This is a genomic window from Cellulomonas sp. P5_C6, assembly GCF_054049635.1.
In genome coordinates this window covers 1-15,182 of the sequence record NZ_JBFULZ010000095.1, presented here as the reverse complement: position 1 = coordinate 15,182, position 15,182 = coordinate 1, and the positions used below count along the sequence as shown (strand labels likewise).

Here is a 15,182-nt window from a genome sequence, read left to right as displayed (position 1 = left end):
CACCCGAGCCGTGCCGAGCTGGACCGGATCGCCGACGGGATCCGCGACCTCGACGCGCCGGCCCTGCTGCTGTGGGGTCCGCGCGACCCGGTCTTCTCCGCGCGGTACCTGCGTGACCTGCGCGAACGGCTGCCGCACGCCGACGTGCACCGCTTCGAGGGCGCCGGGCACCTGGTCGTCGAGGACGAGGATGTGGCGGGGGGAGTGCTGCGCTGGCTCGACGCCCAGCAGGTCCCGACGCGGCCCGACGAGTCGGCCGGGCCGTTCCGGGCGCTGGGGGCCGCCCTCGCGGAGCGCTCGGACGACCACGGGACCGCGCTGGTCGAGCTGGCCGGACCGCGGTCCCGTCGCGTGAGCTGGGCGGCCCTCGCGGCACGCACCGACGAGCTCGCCCGCGGCCTCGCGGCGAGCGGAGTGCGGCCGGGCGACCGCGTCGCGCTGCTGGTGCCGCCCGGGGTCGACCTCACGTCGGTGCTCTACGCGTGCCTGCGCCTCGGCGCGGTCGTCGTCGTCGCGGACGCCGGCCTCGGCGTCCGCGGCCTGACCCGGGCCGTGCGGGCCGCCGAACCGAGCGTCGTGATCGGTATCGAGCGGGCGCTCGTCGCGGCCCGCTGGCTGCGCTGGGCGCCCATGCTGGTCAGCGCCGGACCGTTGCGCGCGGGCGTGCGACAGGCGCTCGGGGTCAGCGCCTCCCTCGACGAGCTCGCGGCGCTGGGGCGGACGTCCCCCGAGGACCTGCCGTGGCCGGACGCCGACGCGGACGCCGCGGTGCTGTTCACCTCGGGCTCCACCGGGCCGGCCAAGGGTGTGGCGTACACGCACCGCCGGCTCGCGGCGATCCGCGACGTCGTCGCGGGCACGTACGGCATCGGGCCGACGAGCCCGCTGGTCGCGGCGTTCGCCCCGTTCGTGCTCCTGGGTCCCGCGCTCGGAGCCACCAGCGCGAGCCCGGACATGGATGTCACCGCTCCGGGCACGCTGACCGCGCAGGCGCTCGCGGAGGCGGTCGGCGCGATCGACGCGTCCGTCGTGTTCGCCTCGCCCGCCGCGCTGCGCTCGGTGGTGCGCACGGCCGACGGCTCGACGCCGGCCGCGCTCGGGGGCGTCCGGCTCGTGCTGTCCGCCGGTGCCCCGGTCGGGGCCGACCTGCTGGAGGCGACCTCCGCGCTCATGCCCGGCGCGGAGGCGCACACGCCGTACGGCATGACCGAGGCCCTGGTCGTCGCCGACGTGTCGCTGACCGAGCTGCGCGCGCTGGCCTCGGGCGAGGGGGTCTGCGTCGGTCGTCCCGTGCCCGGCGTCCGCGTCGCGATCAGCGCGCTCGACGCCGACGGTCGGGCCTCGGGCACGCCGGACCGGGCGCCGGGGGTCACCGGCGAGGTGCTGGTCGCGGCGGCCCACACGAAGGCCCGGTACGACGGGCTCTGGCTCACCGAGCAGGCGTCCGGGCGGGACGCCGGGTGGCACCGCACCGGCGATGTCGGACACCTCGACGACGACGGACGGCTGTGGATCGAGGGGCGGCTGGTGCACGTGCTGGTCACCGCCGCGGGAGTCCGGACGCCCGTGGGCCTGGAGCAGCGCGCCCAGCGGGTGCCCGGCGTGGCCGCGGCGGCCGCGGTCGGGGTCGGGCCGCGGGGTGCGCAGCAGGTCGTGGTCGTCGCGCAGGTCGAGGACCGGACCGGGGTCGTCGCCGACCCCGCGCTCGCCGCGGCGGTGCGCGACGCGCTGACCGGGGTCGACGTGGCCGCGGTGCTGGTCACCGACCGGCTGCCCACCGACGTCCGGCACAACTCCAAGGTGGACCGGACCCGCGTCGCCGCCTGGGCGCAGCGGGTGCTGTCGGGGGAGCGGGCACGGCTGTGACGCGGGTGCTGGTCACGGGCGCGAGCGGCATGCTCGGGCGGGCCGTCGCCGAGCGGCTGGTCGCGGACGGGCACGACGTCCGCACGCTCCAGCGCAGACCGTCGGGGGTCGCCGGTGCGCAGGACGTCGCCGGCTCCGTGACGGACCCCGCCGTCGTGCGTGATGCGCTGGTCGACCGGGACGCGGTCGTGCACCTGGCCGCGAAGGTGTCGATCCTGGGGCCGCCGGCCGAGTTCGAGGCCGTCAACGTCGGCGGGACGCGGCACCTGCTCCAGGAGTCGGCGCGAGCCGGGGTCCGTCGGTTCGTGCACGTGTCGTCGCCGTCCGTGGCCCACCTGGGCCGCTCGCTGGCCGGCGCCGGTGCGGGCCCGGCCGACCCCGACCACGCGCGCGGCAGCTATGCCCGGACCAAGGCCACGGCGGAGCTCAGCGCGCTCGCGGCGCACGACCCGGACGGCCTGGCGGTGATCGTGGTCCGGCCGCACGTGGTGTGGGGACCGGGGGACACCCAGCTGGTCGGGCGGCTCGTGGACCGGGCGCGCGCGGGTCGGGTGCCGGTCCTCGGCCAGGGCGCGGCCCTCATCGACACCACGTACGTCGACAACGCGGTGGACGCCCTGGTCGCCGCGCTGCACGCCGACGTGACGGCCTACGGGGAGCCGTACGTCGTCACCAACGGCGAGCCACGGCCGGTGCTGGAGCTGCTCGTGGGCATCTGCGAGGCCTGCGGGGTGCCGGTGCCGCGGCGGCACGTCCCCGCGGCGGTGGCCCGGGGTGCAGGGTCGGTGCTGGACCTCGCCTGGCGGGCGCTCCCCCTGCCKGGGGAGCCGCCGCTGACCCGGTTCGTCGCGGAACAGCTCTCGACCGCCCACTGGTTCGACCAGCGCCGCACGCGCGAGGCCCTCGGCTGGACGCCGTCGGTGAGCCTCGACGAGGGGCTGGCCCGTCTGGCGGACTGGACGGCGCKGCAGCCGTCGGCCGACGCTCCCTAGACTCGGCACGTGACTGCAGAACTCTCCCGGGGCGTCCTCCCGCTGCGCCCCGACCTCGTCGGCCTCGAGCCCTACGGCGCTCCCCAGCTCGACGTCCCGCACCTGCTCAACGTCAACGAGAACCCGTACGGGCCGGCGCCCGACGTGGTCGAGGACATCGCCGCGGCGGTCGCCCGGGCGGCGGAAGGCCTGAACCGCTACCCCGACCGCGACTTCGACGCCCTGCGCGCCGACCTGGCGGAGTACCTGCGGGTCGAGTCCGGGGTCACGCTGGCCACCGAGCAGGTCTGGGCCGCCAACGGGTCGAACGAGATCATGCTGCACGTCCTGCAGGCGTTCGGTGGTCCGGGTCGCACGGTGCTGTCGTTCGCGCCGACCTACTCGATGTACCCCGAGTACGCTCGGGACACGTTCACCGGCTGGGTCGCCGGTCGGCGCGACGAGGACTTCGGGCTCGACCCCGACGTGGCCCGCGCCGCCATCGCCGAGCACGCGCCGTCGGTCGTGCTGCTGGCCAGCCCGAACAACCCGACCGGCACCGCCCTGCCCGCCGAGACCGTGCTCGCGGTCCTCGATGCCGCGGCCGGGGTGCCCGGCGGGTGCGTGGTCGTCGTCGACGAGGCCTACGGCGAGTTCCGCCGCACCGGCACCCCGTCGGCCCTCGAGCTGCTCGCCGGCCACCCGCACCTCGCGGTGAGCCGGACCATGTCGAAGGCCTTCGGCCTGGCGGGCGCCCGCGTGGGCTACCTCGCCGCCGCACCCGCGCTGGTCGACGCCCTGCGCGTGGTCCGGCTGCCGTACCACCTGTCGGCGGTGACGCAGGCGGTGGCCCGCGCGGCCCTCGCGCACGCGCCGGCCCTGATGGCCCAGGTGGGCTCGCTGCGCGACGAGCGCGACGCCCTCGTGGTCTGGCTGCGGGAGCGCGGGCTGCGCGTCGCCGAGTCCGACGCGAACTTCGTGCTGTTCGGCCTGTTCGACGACCGGCACGCGATCTGGCAGGGTCTGCTCGACCGTGGGGTCCTCATCCGTGAGGTCGGACCCGACGGGTGGCTGCGGGTGTCGGTCGGCACCCCGCAGGACATGGCGGCGTTCCGGGACGCCCTGGTGGAGGTGGCTGCACTGTGAGTGCTCCGAAGGCCCGTACGGCTCGCATCGAGCGCGCGACCAGCGAGTCGAGCGTCGTGGTCGAGCTCGACCTCGACGGCACCGGGCGTACCGACATCTCCACCACCGTGCCGTTCTACGACCACATGCTCACCGCGCTGGGCAAGCACTCGCTGATCGACCTCACGGTCAAGGCGACCGGCGACACGCACATCGACGCCCACCACACGGTGGAGGACGTCGCGATCACCMTCGGCGAGGCGCTGCGCGAGGCTCTGGGCGACAAGCGCGGGATCTCGCGGTTCGGCGACGCCACCGTCCCCCTCGACGAGGCGCTCGCCCAGGCCGTCGTGGACGTGTCGGGCCGCCCGTACCTCGTGCACACGGGCGAGCCTCCCGGCCAGGAGTACCACCTCATCGGCGGCCACTTCACGGGGTCGCTGACCCGTCACGTGCTCGAGTCGATCGCGCACCACGCCGCGTTCAGCATCCACGTGCGCGTGCTGGCCGGCCGCGACCCGCACCACATCGTGGAGGCTCAGTTCAAGGCGCTCGCCCGGGCGCTGCGCTTCGCCGTCGCGCTCGACCCGCGGGTGGACGGGATCCCGTCGACGAAGGGCGCGCTGTGAGCGACGAGCTGCCCGACGACTTCGTCGTCCCGGACGACCTCTCCTCCCTGGACACCCCGGCGGAGGAGCCGTCGGTCGTGCTCGTGATCACGCAGGTCGCAGCGCCCGCGCCCCTGGCCGCGGCGTGCGCGATCGCGAAGGTCGAGGTCGACGTCGTGCCGACCGACATCGGCGCGATCGCCGTCCTGCGGGACCCGCGGGCGGCGGCAGACGGCGCCGGCGCGATCTCGAAGCTGCTGCGCACGCTGCCGGTGATCCTGCTCGAGCGGCGCGAGGGCCAGATCACGGCGTCGCGCTGGACGTCGGGCGAGCGGGGCGACAAGCTCCCCGCCGGGCTCGTCCTGTCCGATGCGCCCGCAGTCCTGGAGGACCTGTTGCTGGGCTCGGTGCGTGCGGCCGACGTCGAGGGCGTCGTCACGAGCGTCGGGATGTCGCGCTGGCAGGCGATGCGGACGATCACCAAGCGCCAGTAGCGCGCGTGTAGCGGTACAGAACGGAAACGTTTCGTCGCTCGCGGGAGCGTCGCGGCCGGTGCTTGCATGGCGGGCACCGGACGACTCGCCCGTCCTGCCGCTCGCCTCGACGCCGAGGCGACGCGCCGTGACCGGCGGGCGGGGAGTCCTCCAACTCCTGTGGAGCACTCATGACACGCACACGAGCCGGCCTGCTCGGCCGCCTGCTGGGCGCACTCGCCGTCCTCGCCCTGGCCGTCACCACGGTCGTCGCGACGACGCAGAGCAGCGCGGTCGCCGCGGCGAGCGGCACCGGGACCGGCTACCTGAGCACCAGGGGCAACCAGATCGTCGACGCCACCGGCGCGACCGTCCGCCTCACCGGGATCAACTGGTTCGGGATGGAGACGGACAACAAGACCTTCCACGGGCTCTGGGCGAACGTGACGTGGCGCTCGATGATCGACCACATGGCCCAGCTGGGCTACAACACCGTCCGGGTGCCCTACTCGGGGGACGCGTTGAAGCCCGGGGCGGTCGCCACCAGCGTCAACACGAACACCAACCCGGACCTGGTGGGCCTCTCGCCGCTGCAGATCCTGGACAAGGTGGTCGACTACGCCGGGTCGATCGGGATGCGCGTGATCCTCGACCGGCACCGGCCGACCTCCGCCGGCCAGACGGCGCTCTGGTACACGCCCACGGTCTCCGAGGCGAGCATGATCGCCGACTGGCAGCTGCTGGCCACGCGCTACGCGGGCAACACGACGGTCGTCGGCGCGGACCTGTTCAACGAGCCCCACGCCGAGGGCACGTACCCGAACGGCACCGGCTCGTGCTGGGGCTGCGGCGACACCGCGCGCGACTGGCGGCTGGCCGCCGAGCGCATCGGCAACGCCGTGCAGGCGGCCAACCCCAGCTGGCTGGTGCTGGTCGAGGGCGTGAGCTGCCTGGACGGCAGCAACGCGAACGTGTGGGACTCGATCCCCGACGACCCGAACGCGTGCAGCTGGTGGGGAGGCAACCTGTCGGGCGCGGGCAAGAACCCGGTGCGGCTGAACGTCGCCCACAAGCTCGTGTACTCCGCGCACGACTACGGCATCTCCGTGTACGACCACCAGGACTGGTTCGACACCACCAAGCACCCCGACTTCCCCGCGAACCTGCCGGCCGTCTGGGACTACTACTGGGGCTACCTCTCCACGCAGAACATCGCGCCCGTGCTGGTGGGCGAGTTCGGCAGCACGCTGCGCGACCCGCGGGACGTCCAGTGGATGACCACGCTCGTCAGCTACATGCGCACCAACGGGATGTCCTTCACCTACTGGTCGTGGAACCCGGACTCGGGCGACACCGGCGGGATCGTGCAGGACGACTGGGTCACCGTGAACACCGCCAAGCAGTCGATCCTGCAGCCGGCCCTGGTGCCGCCGGTCAAGCCGGGGACGACGCCGACGGCCACCCCCACGGGCACGCCGACCTCGACCCCCACGCCGACCCCCACCCTCACTCCGACTCCGACGACGCCCCCGGCGGGCGCCWGCACCGCGACCGTGACGATCTCGAACTCGTGGCCCACCGGCTACCAGGCGGCGATCACGGCGAAGAACACCGGCACCGCGGCGGTCAGCCCGTGGGTGGTCTCGTTCACGATCCCCGCCGGCGTCACCATCGGCAGCGGCTGGAACGGCACCTTCGCCCAGAGCGGCACGACGATCACGGTCACGGCGCCCAGCTACAACGCCACGCTCGCCCCGGGTGCGACCGCGAGCGTCGGGTTCACCGCCAACGGCACGTCCACCCCGGCGCCCAGCGGCGTCAAGCTCAACGGAGCCTCGTGCTCCTGACGCCCACGCGAGGAGATCTCATGTCCCGTCGTCGTCGTACCGTCGCGCTCGTCGCGCTGCTCTGCTCGTTGCTCGGCACGACCGGCGTCGCCGCGGCGCAGGTCGCCTCCGCGGCACCCGTGCTGTGCGACCAGTGGGCCAGCGCCCCCGTCCAGGGCGGCCGGTACACCGTCATGAACAACCGCTGGGGGACCAGCGCCACCCAGTGCGTCGACGTCTCGAGCGGCGGCTTCACGGTGACGCAGGCGGACGGTACCGCGGCCACCAACGGTGCCCCCAAGTCGTACCCGGCGGTCTACTACGGCTGCCACTACTCCAGCTGCACCACCAGCGGGAACATCCTGAGCCCCAACGGCCTGCAGACGTCCGACCCGAGGTTCGCCGCGGTCTCGACCAGCGTGAGCATGACGTACCCGAGCAGCGGGACGTACGACGCGGCCTACGACATCTGGTTCCACAAGAGCCGCCCGACGACGACCACGCAGCAGAACGACGGCGCCGAGCTGATGGTCTGGCTCAACCACGCCGGGTCGATCCAGCCGATCGGCTCGAAGGTCGGCACCGCGACCGTCGCCGGCGCGACCTGGGACGTCTGGTCGGGCAGCAGCGGGTGGAACGTCATCTCGTACGTCCGGCAGACGCCGACGTCGTCGGCCACCTTCCTGGTGAACGACTTCTGGAAGGACGTCGTCGCCCGCGGGCTCGGGTCGACCAGCTGGTACGTCACCAGCATCCAGGCCGGGTTCGAGCCGTGGATCGGGGGCACCGGGCTGACGCTGACCAGCTTCTCGGTCACCACGGACGGCACGCAGCCCACCCCGACCCCGACGCCGACCGTCACGGCCACCCCGACACCGACGCCGACACCGACACCCAGCCCGACCACCGGGCCGTCGGGGTGCACGGCGACCGCGGCCATCACCGGGTCGTGGGGCGGCGGGTTCCAGGCGGCGGTCACCGTGAAGAACACGGGCTCCGCGATGCTGAGCGCCTGGTCGGTCCGGTGGGCGTTCCCGGGCGGGCAGACGATCAACAACCTCTGGAACGGCGTCGCGTCCCAGTCCGGCGCGAACGTCACCGTGGCCAACGCGCCCTACAACGGGCTGCTGGGGGCCGGCGCGTCGACGACCTTCGGGTTCGTCGGCAACGGCTCGGCGCCCGGCTCGCCCGCGCTGACCTGCACCGGTTCCTGACCACGGCCCCGAGCCGGCGCCGCCCCGCGAGGGTCGGCGTCGGCCGGGCGAACGGCGGCGTCTCGCGGATCGGCGCCGGTCCGGGCCGTGGGACGGCCGCGGGTACCGTGGTCCGGTGCCCGCCCAGCCCCTCGTCGTCGTGCTCGACCACGGTCCCGACGACCACGCACCGCTGCTCGAGGCGCTGGCCGGCGCGGGTGCCCAGGTCGAGGTCACGGCAGACAAGCGCGCCGCGCTCGCCGCGGACGGCGTGGTGATCGCGGGCAGCGGGCCGTTCGCCGACGTCGTCGCCGGTCTGCTGGCCGTCGGCGCGGACCAGGTCGTCGACCGACGGCTCGCGGGCGGACGCCCGGTGCTCGCCATCGGCGTCGGGATGCACGTGATGTTCGCGGCGGGACCGGGTGCCGAGGGGCTGGGGGAGTGGCCGGGGTCGGTCGAGCCCGTGGCCGCCGCCGGCCGAGCCCAGGTCGAGGTGCCCGCCCGGTCACGGCTGTTCGTCGACCTCGACGACGCCGAGTTCCACTTCGCGCACGCCCACGCCGCCCGCACCTTTCCCCTGCTCGACGACTGGCCCGCGGACACGCGTCTGGTCGTCCCCGTGGTCGTCTGGTCGGCCGGCCCGGACCGGTTCGTCGCCGCCGTCGAGAACGGCCCCCTCACCGCCCTCCAGCTGCACCCCGAGCACTCCGGCGACGCCGGCGCCCGGGTGCTCGCGCGCTGGGTCGACTCCCTCCCCACCACCCACGGAGCCCACGCATGACTGATCGCCTCGAGCTGCTGCCCGCCGTCGACGTCGCCGACGGTCAGGCCGTCCGCCTGACCCAGGGCGCCGCGGGCACCGAGACCGGCTACGGCGACCCGCTGTCGGCCGCGCTCGACTGGTACGCCGGTGGCGCGGAGTGGATCCACCTGGTCGACCTCGATGCCGCCTTCGGGCGCGGCTCGAACGCGGTGCTGCTGGCCGAGGTGACCGCGGAGCTGGTCGCCAAGGGGGTCAAGGTCGAGCTGTCCGGCGGCATCCGCGACGACGCGTCGGTCGAGCGGGCGCTCGGCACGGGGGCCACGCGGATCAACCTGGGCACGGCGGCCCTGGAGAACCCGGAGTGGACCGCCCGCGTGATCGGCTCGTACGGCGACCAGATCGCGGTCGGTCTGGACGTGCGCGGCACCACGCTCGCCGCCCGGGGTTGGACCCAGGACGGCGGCGACCTCTGGGAGGTGCTCGCCCGGCTCGAGGACGCCGGCTGCGCCCGCTACGTGGTCACCGACGTGAACAAGGACGGCATGCTCAACGGCCCCAACGTGGACCTGCTGCGCGAGATGTGCGCCCGCACCGACGCCCCCGTGATCGCGTCGGGCGGCGTGTCGAGCCTCGAGGACCTGCGCGTCCTGCGGACCCTCGTGCCGCTCGGCGTCGAGGGCTCGATCGTGGGCAAGGCGCTCTACGCGGGCGCGTTCACGCTCCCCGAGGCGCTGGACGTCGCCGGGCGCCCGTGACCGGACGCGAGCTCCCGCCGTCGTCCCCGTTCGCCGGCGACGACGGCACGGCGGATCCCGCGGTCGCCGCGGCCCTCGCCGCGCTCGAGGCGGGGACCGGCACCGTCGCGGGCGTCGTCGAGGCGCTCGCGGGCACGCGCGTGCTCGTGCCGGTGCTGGCCGAGCTCGAGGTCGAGGACGTCGTCGTGCACGGCGGTCACGAGCACACGGTCGACAAGGAGGCGTCGGCGGGCATCGTCGCCCTCCAGGCCCCCGACGGCCGGACGGCGCTGCCCGTGTTCACGTCCGTCGCGACGATGACCGCGTGGCGGTCGGACGCCCGGCCCGTCCCGTCGGACGTCGCCCGCGCTGCCCTGTCCGCCGTGACGGAAGGCTGGGAGGTGCTGGTGGTCGACCCCGGTGGTCCGACCACGGTGCTGGTCCCGCGCCCCGCTGTGTGGGCGCTCGCGCAGCAGGAGACGTGGCACCCCGCGGTCACCCCCGACGGAGTCGACGCCGACCTGCGAGCGGCGATCGCCGCGGCGGTGGCGCCGGTGCCCGGCGTGGTCGCCGTCGATGCCGTGCCCGGGTCGCGGGCCGAGGTCGCCGTCGTCGTCGATCTCGTCGCCGGCCTGGACCGCGGGGGTCTCGACGCGGTGCTCGCGCAGGTCAACGCCGCGGTGGCCGGGGTCGAGCTGGTGGCCACCCGGGTCGACTCGCTCGAGCTGCGCCCGCGCGCGGCCCGCTAGCGACGCTTGACCGCCCACGCGAGGGCGAAGGCCGTGAGGGCGACCGCCCCGACCAGCTGACCGCCGAGGATGACGCGGTTGAGGTCGAGCGCCGGCCGCCAGTGCGCCCCGGACCCGTCGACGACGAACACGCCGACGGCCTTGACGTGCACGCCGTACCCGCCGCCACCGCCGTGACCCACCTGCGCGCCGGCCGGGACGTCGTCGCCCTCGGCACCGGCCGGCACACCGACCTCGCCCGCGCCGGAGCCGGAACCGGTCCCGCCCCAGACCTTGGCGACCGGGATGACGAGCGTGCCGTCACGCTCGTACGCCTCACCGAACACCCTGCGGACGGTGAAGGTCTCGTTCGCGGCCTTGGTGACGTCGGCGGGGTCGAAGCGCGGGACGGCCATGGGATCCTCCGTGAGGTTCAGCCGGTGCAGGGTGCGGACGGGGTGAACGATGCCCCGTCGTCCAGCATGGACCGCAAAGTGCTCACGGGCACCACAAAGCTGTGCCCGTTCGCGTCCTTGGCGTACACGACCCCGACCACGCGGCCGTCCCCGTCGAGCACCGCGGAGCCGGAGCTGCCGTGCTCGACGGGCGCGTCCGTCACCAGCACCGCGCCGAGGTTCTCGTTCAACGGATCGGTCTCGCTGGAGATGACGTGGCCGGTCGTCACCGTGAGCGCCTTCCCGAGGGGGTAGCCGACGACCGTGACGGCGTCGCCGATCGCCGGGTCGGCGGTCGCCAGCTCGGGAGCTGCCGGCAGCGCGTCCTGCGTGTGCACGATCGCGAGGTCCGCCAGGTTGGCGGTGCTGGCCGCCGACGCGGCGAGGTCCCGGCCGTCGTACGTCGAGATCTGCAGCGTCGACGCGTCCTTGACCACGTGCCGGTTGGTGACCAGCGTGTGGTCGTCCAGGGCGAAGCCCGAGCCCGTCGACAGGGTGCCGCAGCCGATGTTGCGGATGCGGACGGCCATCCGCTGCGCGGCGTCGAAGCCGTCGGGGGAGAGGTTGCCGCTGGATGTCGGTGACGGGCGGGGCAGGTCCGTGGGCACGACGCTGGTGGGCACCGGGGCCGGCATCGCGGGCAGCATGCTGCACCCGGCGCTCAACGCGAGTACCGCGCCGACCAGCACGGCGCCGGCCCGCGAGCGACGCGTCATCGTCGGAGCTCGCGCTGCAGGGCCGCGTTGGCGTCCGTCGCCTTCGCGCACACGGTCTGCACGTCGGTGGTGAACCGGTCGAGGTCGGCCTGGTCGTACTGGCTGGAGTTCTGCAGGTAGCCGATGAGCCGCTGCTGGCCGTCGACGCAGGCGGCCAGCGAGGTGGCCACCTGCCCGGCGGCCTGCGACACCCGCGACTGGTAGTCGGCGAGCTGCTGCTGCGACGCGCTGGTGTCCCCGAGCTGCGCCTTCTCGTCGGCCAGCTCCGTGATCCGCTGCTGCGCGGTCGCCAGCTGCGCGCGCGTGGCGTCGAGCTCCGCCTGGTTCGCCTCGAGGTCCGCCTGCGACGCGGCCAGGTCGGTCCCGGTGGACCGGGCGAGCGTCTCCCAGTCCTGAGTCGAGGACTGCCACGCCTGGTTCGTGGTGAGCATGTGCGAGAGGAGCAGCCCGCCGACGACCAGGGTGGCGACGAGCAGGACCGCGAGGACCGTGGTGGCGATGCCCGGGCGACGTCGACGCGGCGCTGCCTGCGGCGCCGGCACCTCCGTGGCGGTCGGCAGCCACGAGCCCACCTCGACGCCCGACGGGGTGATCTCGCTCACGGGCCGGGTCGGCGGGACGGGCTCCTCGGACTGCATCGCCCCAGGATAAGAGGCCCTCCTGTGCCGTCGGGCCGCTCCCGCGGGTGGGATCGCGGCACCGGCCCGGCGGGAGCACACGGGCGCAGCGGCGACAATCATCTGATGCCCTCGACGACCTACGGAGCTGTGCTGCGCCTGCCCGGCGTCGCACGTCTCTTCGTCGTCTCCTTCGTCGCCCGGATCCCCGCGGCCATGGTCGGCGTGGTCCTCACGCTGCACGTCGTCTCGACGCTGGACCGCGGCTACGCCCAGGCGGGCGTGGTCGTCGGCGCCGCGACCGTCGGCATGGCGCTCGGCGCGCCGTGGCGCGGACGCCTGGTGGACAAGCTCGGGCTGCGCCGGGCGATCGCGCCGTCGGTCGTCGTCGAGTCGGCGGTGTGGCTGGCGGCCCCGCACCTCACCTACGAGACCCTCATCGGGGCGGTGTTCGTCGCGGGGCTGTTCCTGGTGCCGGTCTTCTCGGTCAGCCGGCAGTCGCTGTCGGTGCTGGTGCCCCTCCAGCACCAGCGCGCCGCCTTCTCGCTCGACTCCGTTGCTGTCGAGCTGACGTTCATGCTCTCCCCGGTGGTCGGCGTGCTGCTGGCCACCCAGGCCTCGACGTCGGTGGCGCTGACCGTGGTCGGCGCGCTGACCGTCGGCGCCGGGGTGCTCCTCATGTGGGCGAACCCGCCCACCCGCAGCGCGCTCTCGGCCGGGCCCGTCGTCGACCTGCCGAAGGGCCGGCTGCTGACCCCGGGGCTGGTCGTCGTGCTGCTCGCGGGTCTGGCCGCCGCGTTCGTCCTGGTCGGCACGGACGTGTCGCTCGTCGCCACCCTCAACGACGCCGGCCGCTCCGCGGACGTCGGCTGGATGATCGCGCTGTGGGCCGGCGGCTCGGTCGTCGGCGGCCTGGTCCACGGGGCCASSCACCGCAACCCGTCACCTCTGGTGCTGGTCGCGATCCTCGCGCTCGCCACCGTGCCCGCGGCGTTCGCGACCGGGCAGGTCTGGCTGGCGGTCGCCGTCGTCGTCGCGGGCCTGCCGTGCGCGCCGGCGCTGTCGTCGATCAACGCGACCCTCGTCCGCCTGGTCCCCGAGCACCGCCGGGGCGAGGTCATGGGCTGGAGCGGCACCATGGGGACGGTCGGCAACGCGCTGGGCGCTCCCCTGTGCGGCGCGGTGATCGACCGAGCGACGCCGGGCGCGGGGTTCCTCACCGCCGCGGTGGTGGGCGGCGGCATCGCGGTCAGCGGGCTGGTTGCGCTCGCGATGGTCCGCCGCCGGGGTGAGCCCGGGGCGCCGGAGGCTCCCGAGGCTCCCGACCAGGCCCCGCCGCGGCACGTGCCCGCCACCACCCGCACCCGCGTCCGGCTGGTCCGCCACCGCGGCGCCGGCTCCACCCGACGCGAGCGGGTCAGACGACCGAGCCGGTGAACTTCTCGCCGGGTCCCTCGCCGGGGGCGTCGGGGAACGGGGAGGCCTCGCGGAACGCCAGCTGCAGCGAGCGCAGACCGTCCCGCAGCGAGCGTGCGTGCTGGTTGCCGATGTCGGGCGCCGAGGCCGTGACCAGCGCGGCGAGCGCGGTGATGAGCTTGCGGGCCTCGTCCAGGTCCAGGAAGTCGGCGCCGGCGCCGGTCGGTCCGTCCTCGGCCAGGCCGCACTTCACGGCGGCGGCGCTCATGAGGTGGACGGCCGCGGTGGTGATGACCTCGACGGCGGCGACGTCCGCGATGTCGCGGGTGGCTGCGGCGGTGGGGTCGGGGCTCTCGCTCATGGCCCGATCCTCTCATCGGGCCGTGGGTGCTCTTGCGCCGGTTCGGGCGGACCCGGCTTCTCTGGTAGTCTGGGCGGTCGACTGACCTGGGCTGTGCCTGCTCTCACGGGTGRATGCGGCTCCGGCGCACAAGTGGAGCCTCTCCCACCTGGGCCTCGACTGTTCGGTGCTTCTGATGCAGCATCGACGACAGAGACCGGGTCACAGTCCGCACCGGACGGCGCAATCCGTTCCCGGTGGCGTGAGCACGGCCGCGGCCGTGGGCACGTAGCGGACCTCGAGGCCTCCTCCTGTGCTCAGGACGGGGGCCTTCCTCGTTCCTGACGGTCGCCCACGACGAACCTGAGGAGCACCACATCAGCGAGCCCCGCATCAACGATCGGATCCGCGTCGCCGAGGTCCGCCTGGTCGGCCCCAACGGCGAGCAGGTCGGCATCGTCCGCGTGGAGGACGCACTGCGCCTGGCCCAGGACGCTGACCTCGACCTCGTCGAGGTGGCCCCTGACGCTCGTCCGCCCGTCTGCAAGATCATGGACTACGGCAAGTTCAAGTACGAAGCAGACATGAAGGCCCGCGAGGCCCGGCGGAACCAGACGAACACGGTCCTCAAGGAGATCCGTTTCCGGCTGAAGATCGACCCGCACGACTACGGCACCAAGAAGGGCCACGTCGAGCGGTTCCTCACGGCCGGCGACAAGGTCAAGGTCATGATCATGTTCCGCGGCCGCGAGCAGTCGCGCCCCGAGATGGGCGTGCGCCTGCTCCAGCGGCTGGCCGACGACGTGTCGGAGCTCGGCTTCATCGAGAGCATGCCCAAGCAGGACGGGCGCAACATGATCATGGTGCTCGGCCCGAACAAGAAGAAGGCCGACCAGAAGCAGGAGCAGCGCCGTGYGGCGCAGGCTGCTGCGGCTCGCGAGCAGAACGCCGCGGCTGCTGCCGCTGCCGCGGCTGCGGCGACGAACCCGGCCCCGGCCGAGCCCGTCGTCGAGGCGCCCGCCGCCGTCGAGACCCCGGTCGTCGTCGAGACGCCCGCCGTGGTCGAGACGCCTGCTGCCGTGGAGACGCCTGCTGCGGTGGAGACGCCGGCACCGGCTGAGGCTCCGGCCGCGGTCGAGACGCCGGCAGCTGTCGAGACATCGGCGCCCGCGCCGGTCGCACCCCGGCCCGCCGCCGCACCCCGTCCGGCCACCTCGCGCCCGGCCGCTCCGCGACCGACGCCCGCCGCCGCACCCCGTGCGACGACGCCGCGTCCGGCCTCGGCAGCGCGTCCGGCCGCAGCCGCTCGACCCGCAGCCTCGGCCCCCCGGCCGGCCGCTGCGTCCACCCC

16 protein-coding genes are annotated in these 15,182 nt (G+C 74.4%); 12 read left to right on the top strand and 4 right to left on the bottom strand.

Going from position 1 to position 15,182, the window contains the following annotated elements:
• From ACXJKG_RS12275 to ACXJKG_RS12230, 10 genes are all read left to right on the top strand, one after another.
• A partial coding sequence (locus tag ACXJKG_RS12275; RefSeq protein ID WP_456846040.1) for an alpha/beta fold hydrolase occupies positions 1-1,866 on the top strand: 1,866 nt, incomplete at its 5' end.
• The gene (locus ACXJKG_RS12270; protein WP_456846039.1) at positions 1,863-2,858 is read left to right on the top strand and encodes an NAD-dependent epimerase/dehydratase family protein; all 996 of its coding nucleotides are present in this window, start codon (positions 1,863-1,865) and stop codon (positions 2,856-2,858) included. The genes ACXJKG_RS12275 and ACXJKG_RS12270, both read left to right, overlap by 4 nt.
• Positions 2,859-2,867: 9 nt before the next feature.
• Entirely contained in the window at positions 2,868-3,983 is a 1,116-nt protein-coding gene (locus ACXJKG_RS12265) for a histidinol-phosphate transaminase (RefSeq protein WP_456846038.1), read from the top strand.
• The gene (gene hisB / locus ACXJKG_RS12260) at positions 3,980-4,591 is read left to right on the top strand and encodes an imidazoleglycerol-phosphate dehydratase HisB (protein ID WP_456846037.1); all 612 of its coding nucleotides are present in this window, start codon (positions 3,980-3,982) and stop codon (positions 4,589-4,591) included. Before ACXJKG_RS12265 ends, hisB begins: the two co-directional genes overlap by 4 nt.
• Positions 4,588-5,064 (top strand): hypothetical protein, encoded by a 477-nt coding sequence (locus ACXJKG_RS12255; protein ID WP_456846036.1) that lies wholly within the window; start codon positions 4,588-4,590, stop codon positions 5,062-5,064. Before hisB ends, ACXJKG_RS12255 begins: the two co-directional genes overlap by 4 nt.
• Positions 5,065-5,234: 170 nt before the next feature.
• Positions 5,235-6,890, top strand: a complete 1,656-nt coding sequence (locus ACXJKG_RS12250; protein ID WP_456846035.1) for a cellulase family glycosylhydrolase — start codon at positions 5,235-5,237, stop codon at positions 6,888-6,890.
• Positions 6,891-6,910: 20 nt separating this feature from the next.
• A complete protein-coding gene (locus ACXJKG_RS12245; RefSeq protein WP_456846034.1) occupies positions 6,911-8,083 on the top strand; it encodes a GH12 family glycosyl hydrolase domain-containing protein in 1,173 nt (390 codons plus the stop codon).
• 115 nt (positions 8,084-8,198) lie between these two features.
• Positions 8,199-8,843 carry an imidazole glycerol phosphate synthase subunit HisH gene (locus ACXJKG_RS12240; RefSeq protein WP_456846033.1) on the top strand — a complete coding sequence of 215 codons (645 nt, stop codon included), beginning with the start codon at positions 8,199-8,201 and terminating at the stop codon, positions 8,841-8,843.
• Positions 8,840-9,580 (top strand): bifunctional 1-(5-phosphoribosyl)-5-((5-phosphoribosylamino)methylideneamino)imidazole-4-carboxamide isomerase/phosphoribosylanthranilate isomerase PriA, encoded by a 741-nt coding sequence (priA, locus tag ACXJKG_RS12235; protein WP_456846032.1) that lies wholly within the window; start codon positions 8,840-8,842, stop codon positions 9,578-9,580. Before ACXJKG_RS12240 ends, priA begins: the two co-directional genes overlap by 4 nt.
• Positions 9,577-10,308: an SseB family protein gene (locus ACXJKG_RS12230; RefSeq protein WP_456846031.1), complete on the top strand. Its 732-nt coding sequence runs from the start codon at positions 9,577-9,579 to the stop codon at positions 10,306-10,308. The genes priA and ACXJKG_RS12230 overlap by 4 nt, the downstream gene beginning before the upstream one ends.
• On the opposite strand, the gene ACXJKG_RS12225 is transcribed toward ACXJKG_RS12230, so the two are convergent.
• From ACXJKG_RS12225 to ACXJKG_RS12215, 3 genes are read right to left on the bottom strand one after another with little or no spacing between them, the layout of a single operon-like run.
• Positions 10,305-10,703 (bottom strand): spore germination protein GerW family protein, encoded by a 399-nt coding sequence (locus tag ACXJKG_RS12225; RefSeq protein WP_456846030.1) that lies wholly within the window; start codon positions 10,701-10,703, stop codon positions 10,305-10,307. The genes ACXJKG_RS12230 and ACXJKG_RS12225 overlap by 4 nt on opposite strands.
• Before the next feature lie 17 nt (positions 10,704-10,720).
• Positions 10,721-11,458: a S1C family serine protease gene (locus ACXJKG_RS12220; protein ID WP_456846029.1), complete on the bottom strand. Its 738-nt coding sequence runs from the start codon at positions 11,456-11,458 to the stop codon at positions 10,721-10,723.
• Positions 11,455-12,096 carry a hypothetical protein gene (locus tag ACXJKG_RS12215; RefSeq protein WP_456846028.1) on the bottom strand — a complete coding sequence of 214 codons (642 nt, stop codon included), beginning with the start codon at positions 12,094-12,096 and terminating at the stop codon, positions 11,455-11,457. The genes ACXJKG_RS12220 and ACXJKG_RS12215 overlap by 4 nt, the downstream gene beginning before the upstream one ends.
• A gap of 105 nt (positions 12,097-12,201) precedes the next feature.
• Between ACXJKG_RS12215 and ACXJKG_RS12210 the strand changes: the two genes are divergently transcribed.
• On the top strand, positions 12,202-13,512 hold the full coding sequence (locus ACXJKG_RS12210) for an MFS transporter (RefSeq protein ID WP_456846027.1): 1,311 nt from the start codon (positions 12,202-12,204) through the stop codon (positions 13,510-13,512).
• Here the strand turns inward: ACXJKG_RS12210 and ACXJKG_RS12205 are convergent.
• Positions 13,493-13,852, bottom strand: a complete 360-nt coding sequence (locus ACXJKG_RS12205; protein ID WP_456846026.1) for a DUF1844 domain-containing protein — start codon at positions 13,850-13,852, stop codon at positions 13,493-13,495. The genes ACXJKG_RS12210 and ACXJKG_RS12205 overlap by 20 nt on opposite strands.
• Positions 13,853-14,172: 320 nt before the next feature.
• Between ACXJKG_RS12205 and infC the strand changes: the two genes are divergently transcribed.
• Positions 14,173-15,182, top strand: a 1,010-nt coding sequence (infC, locus tag ACXJKG_RS12200; RefSeq protein WP_456846041.1) for a translation initiation factor IF-3, incomplete at its 3' end; no start/stop codon positions are given.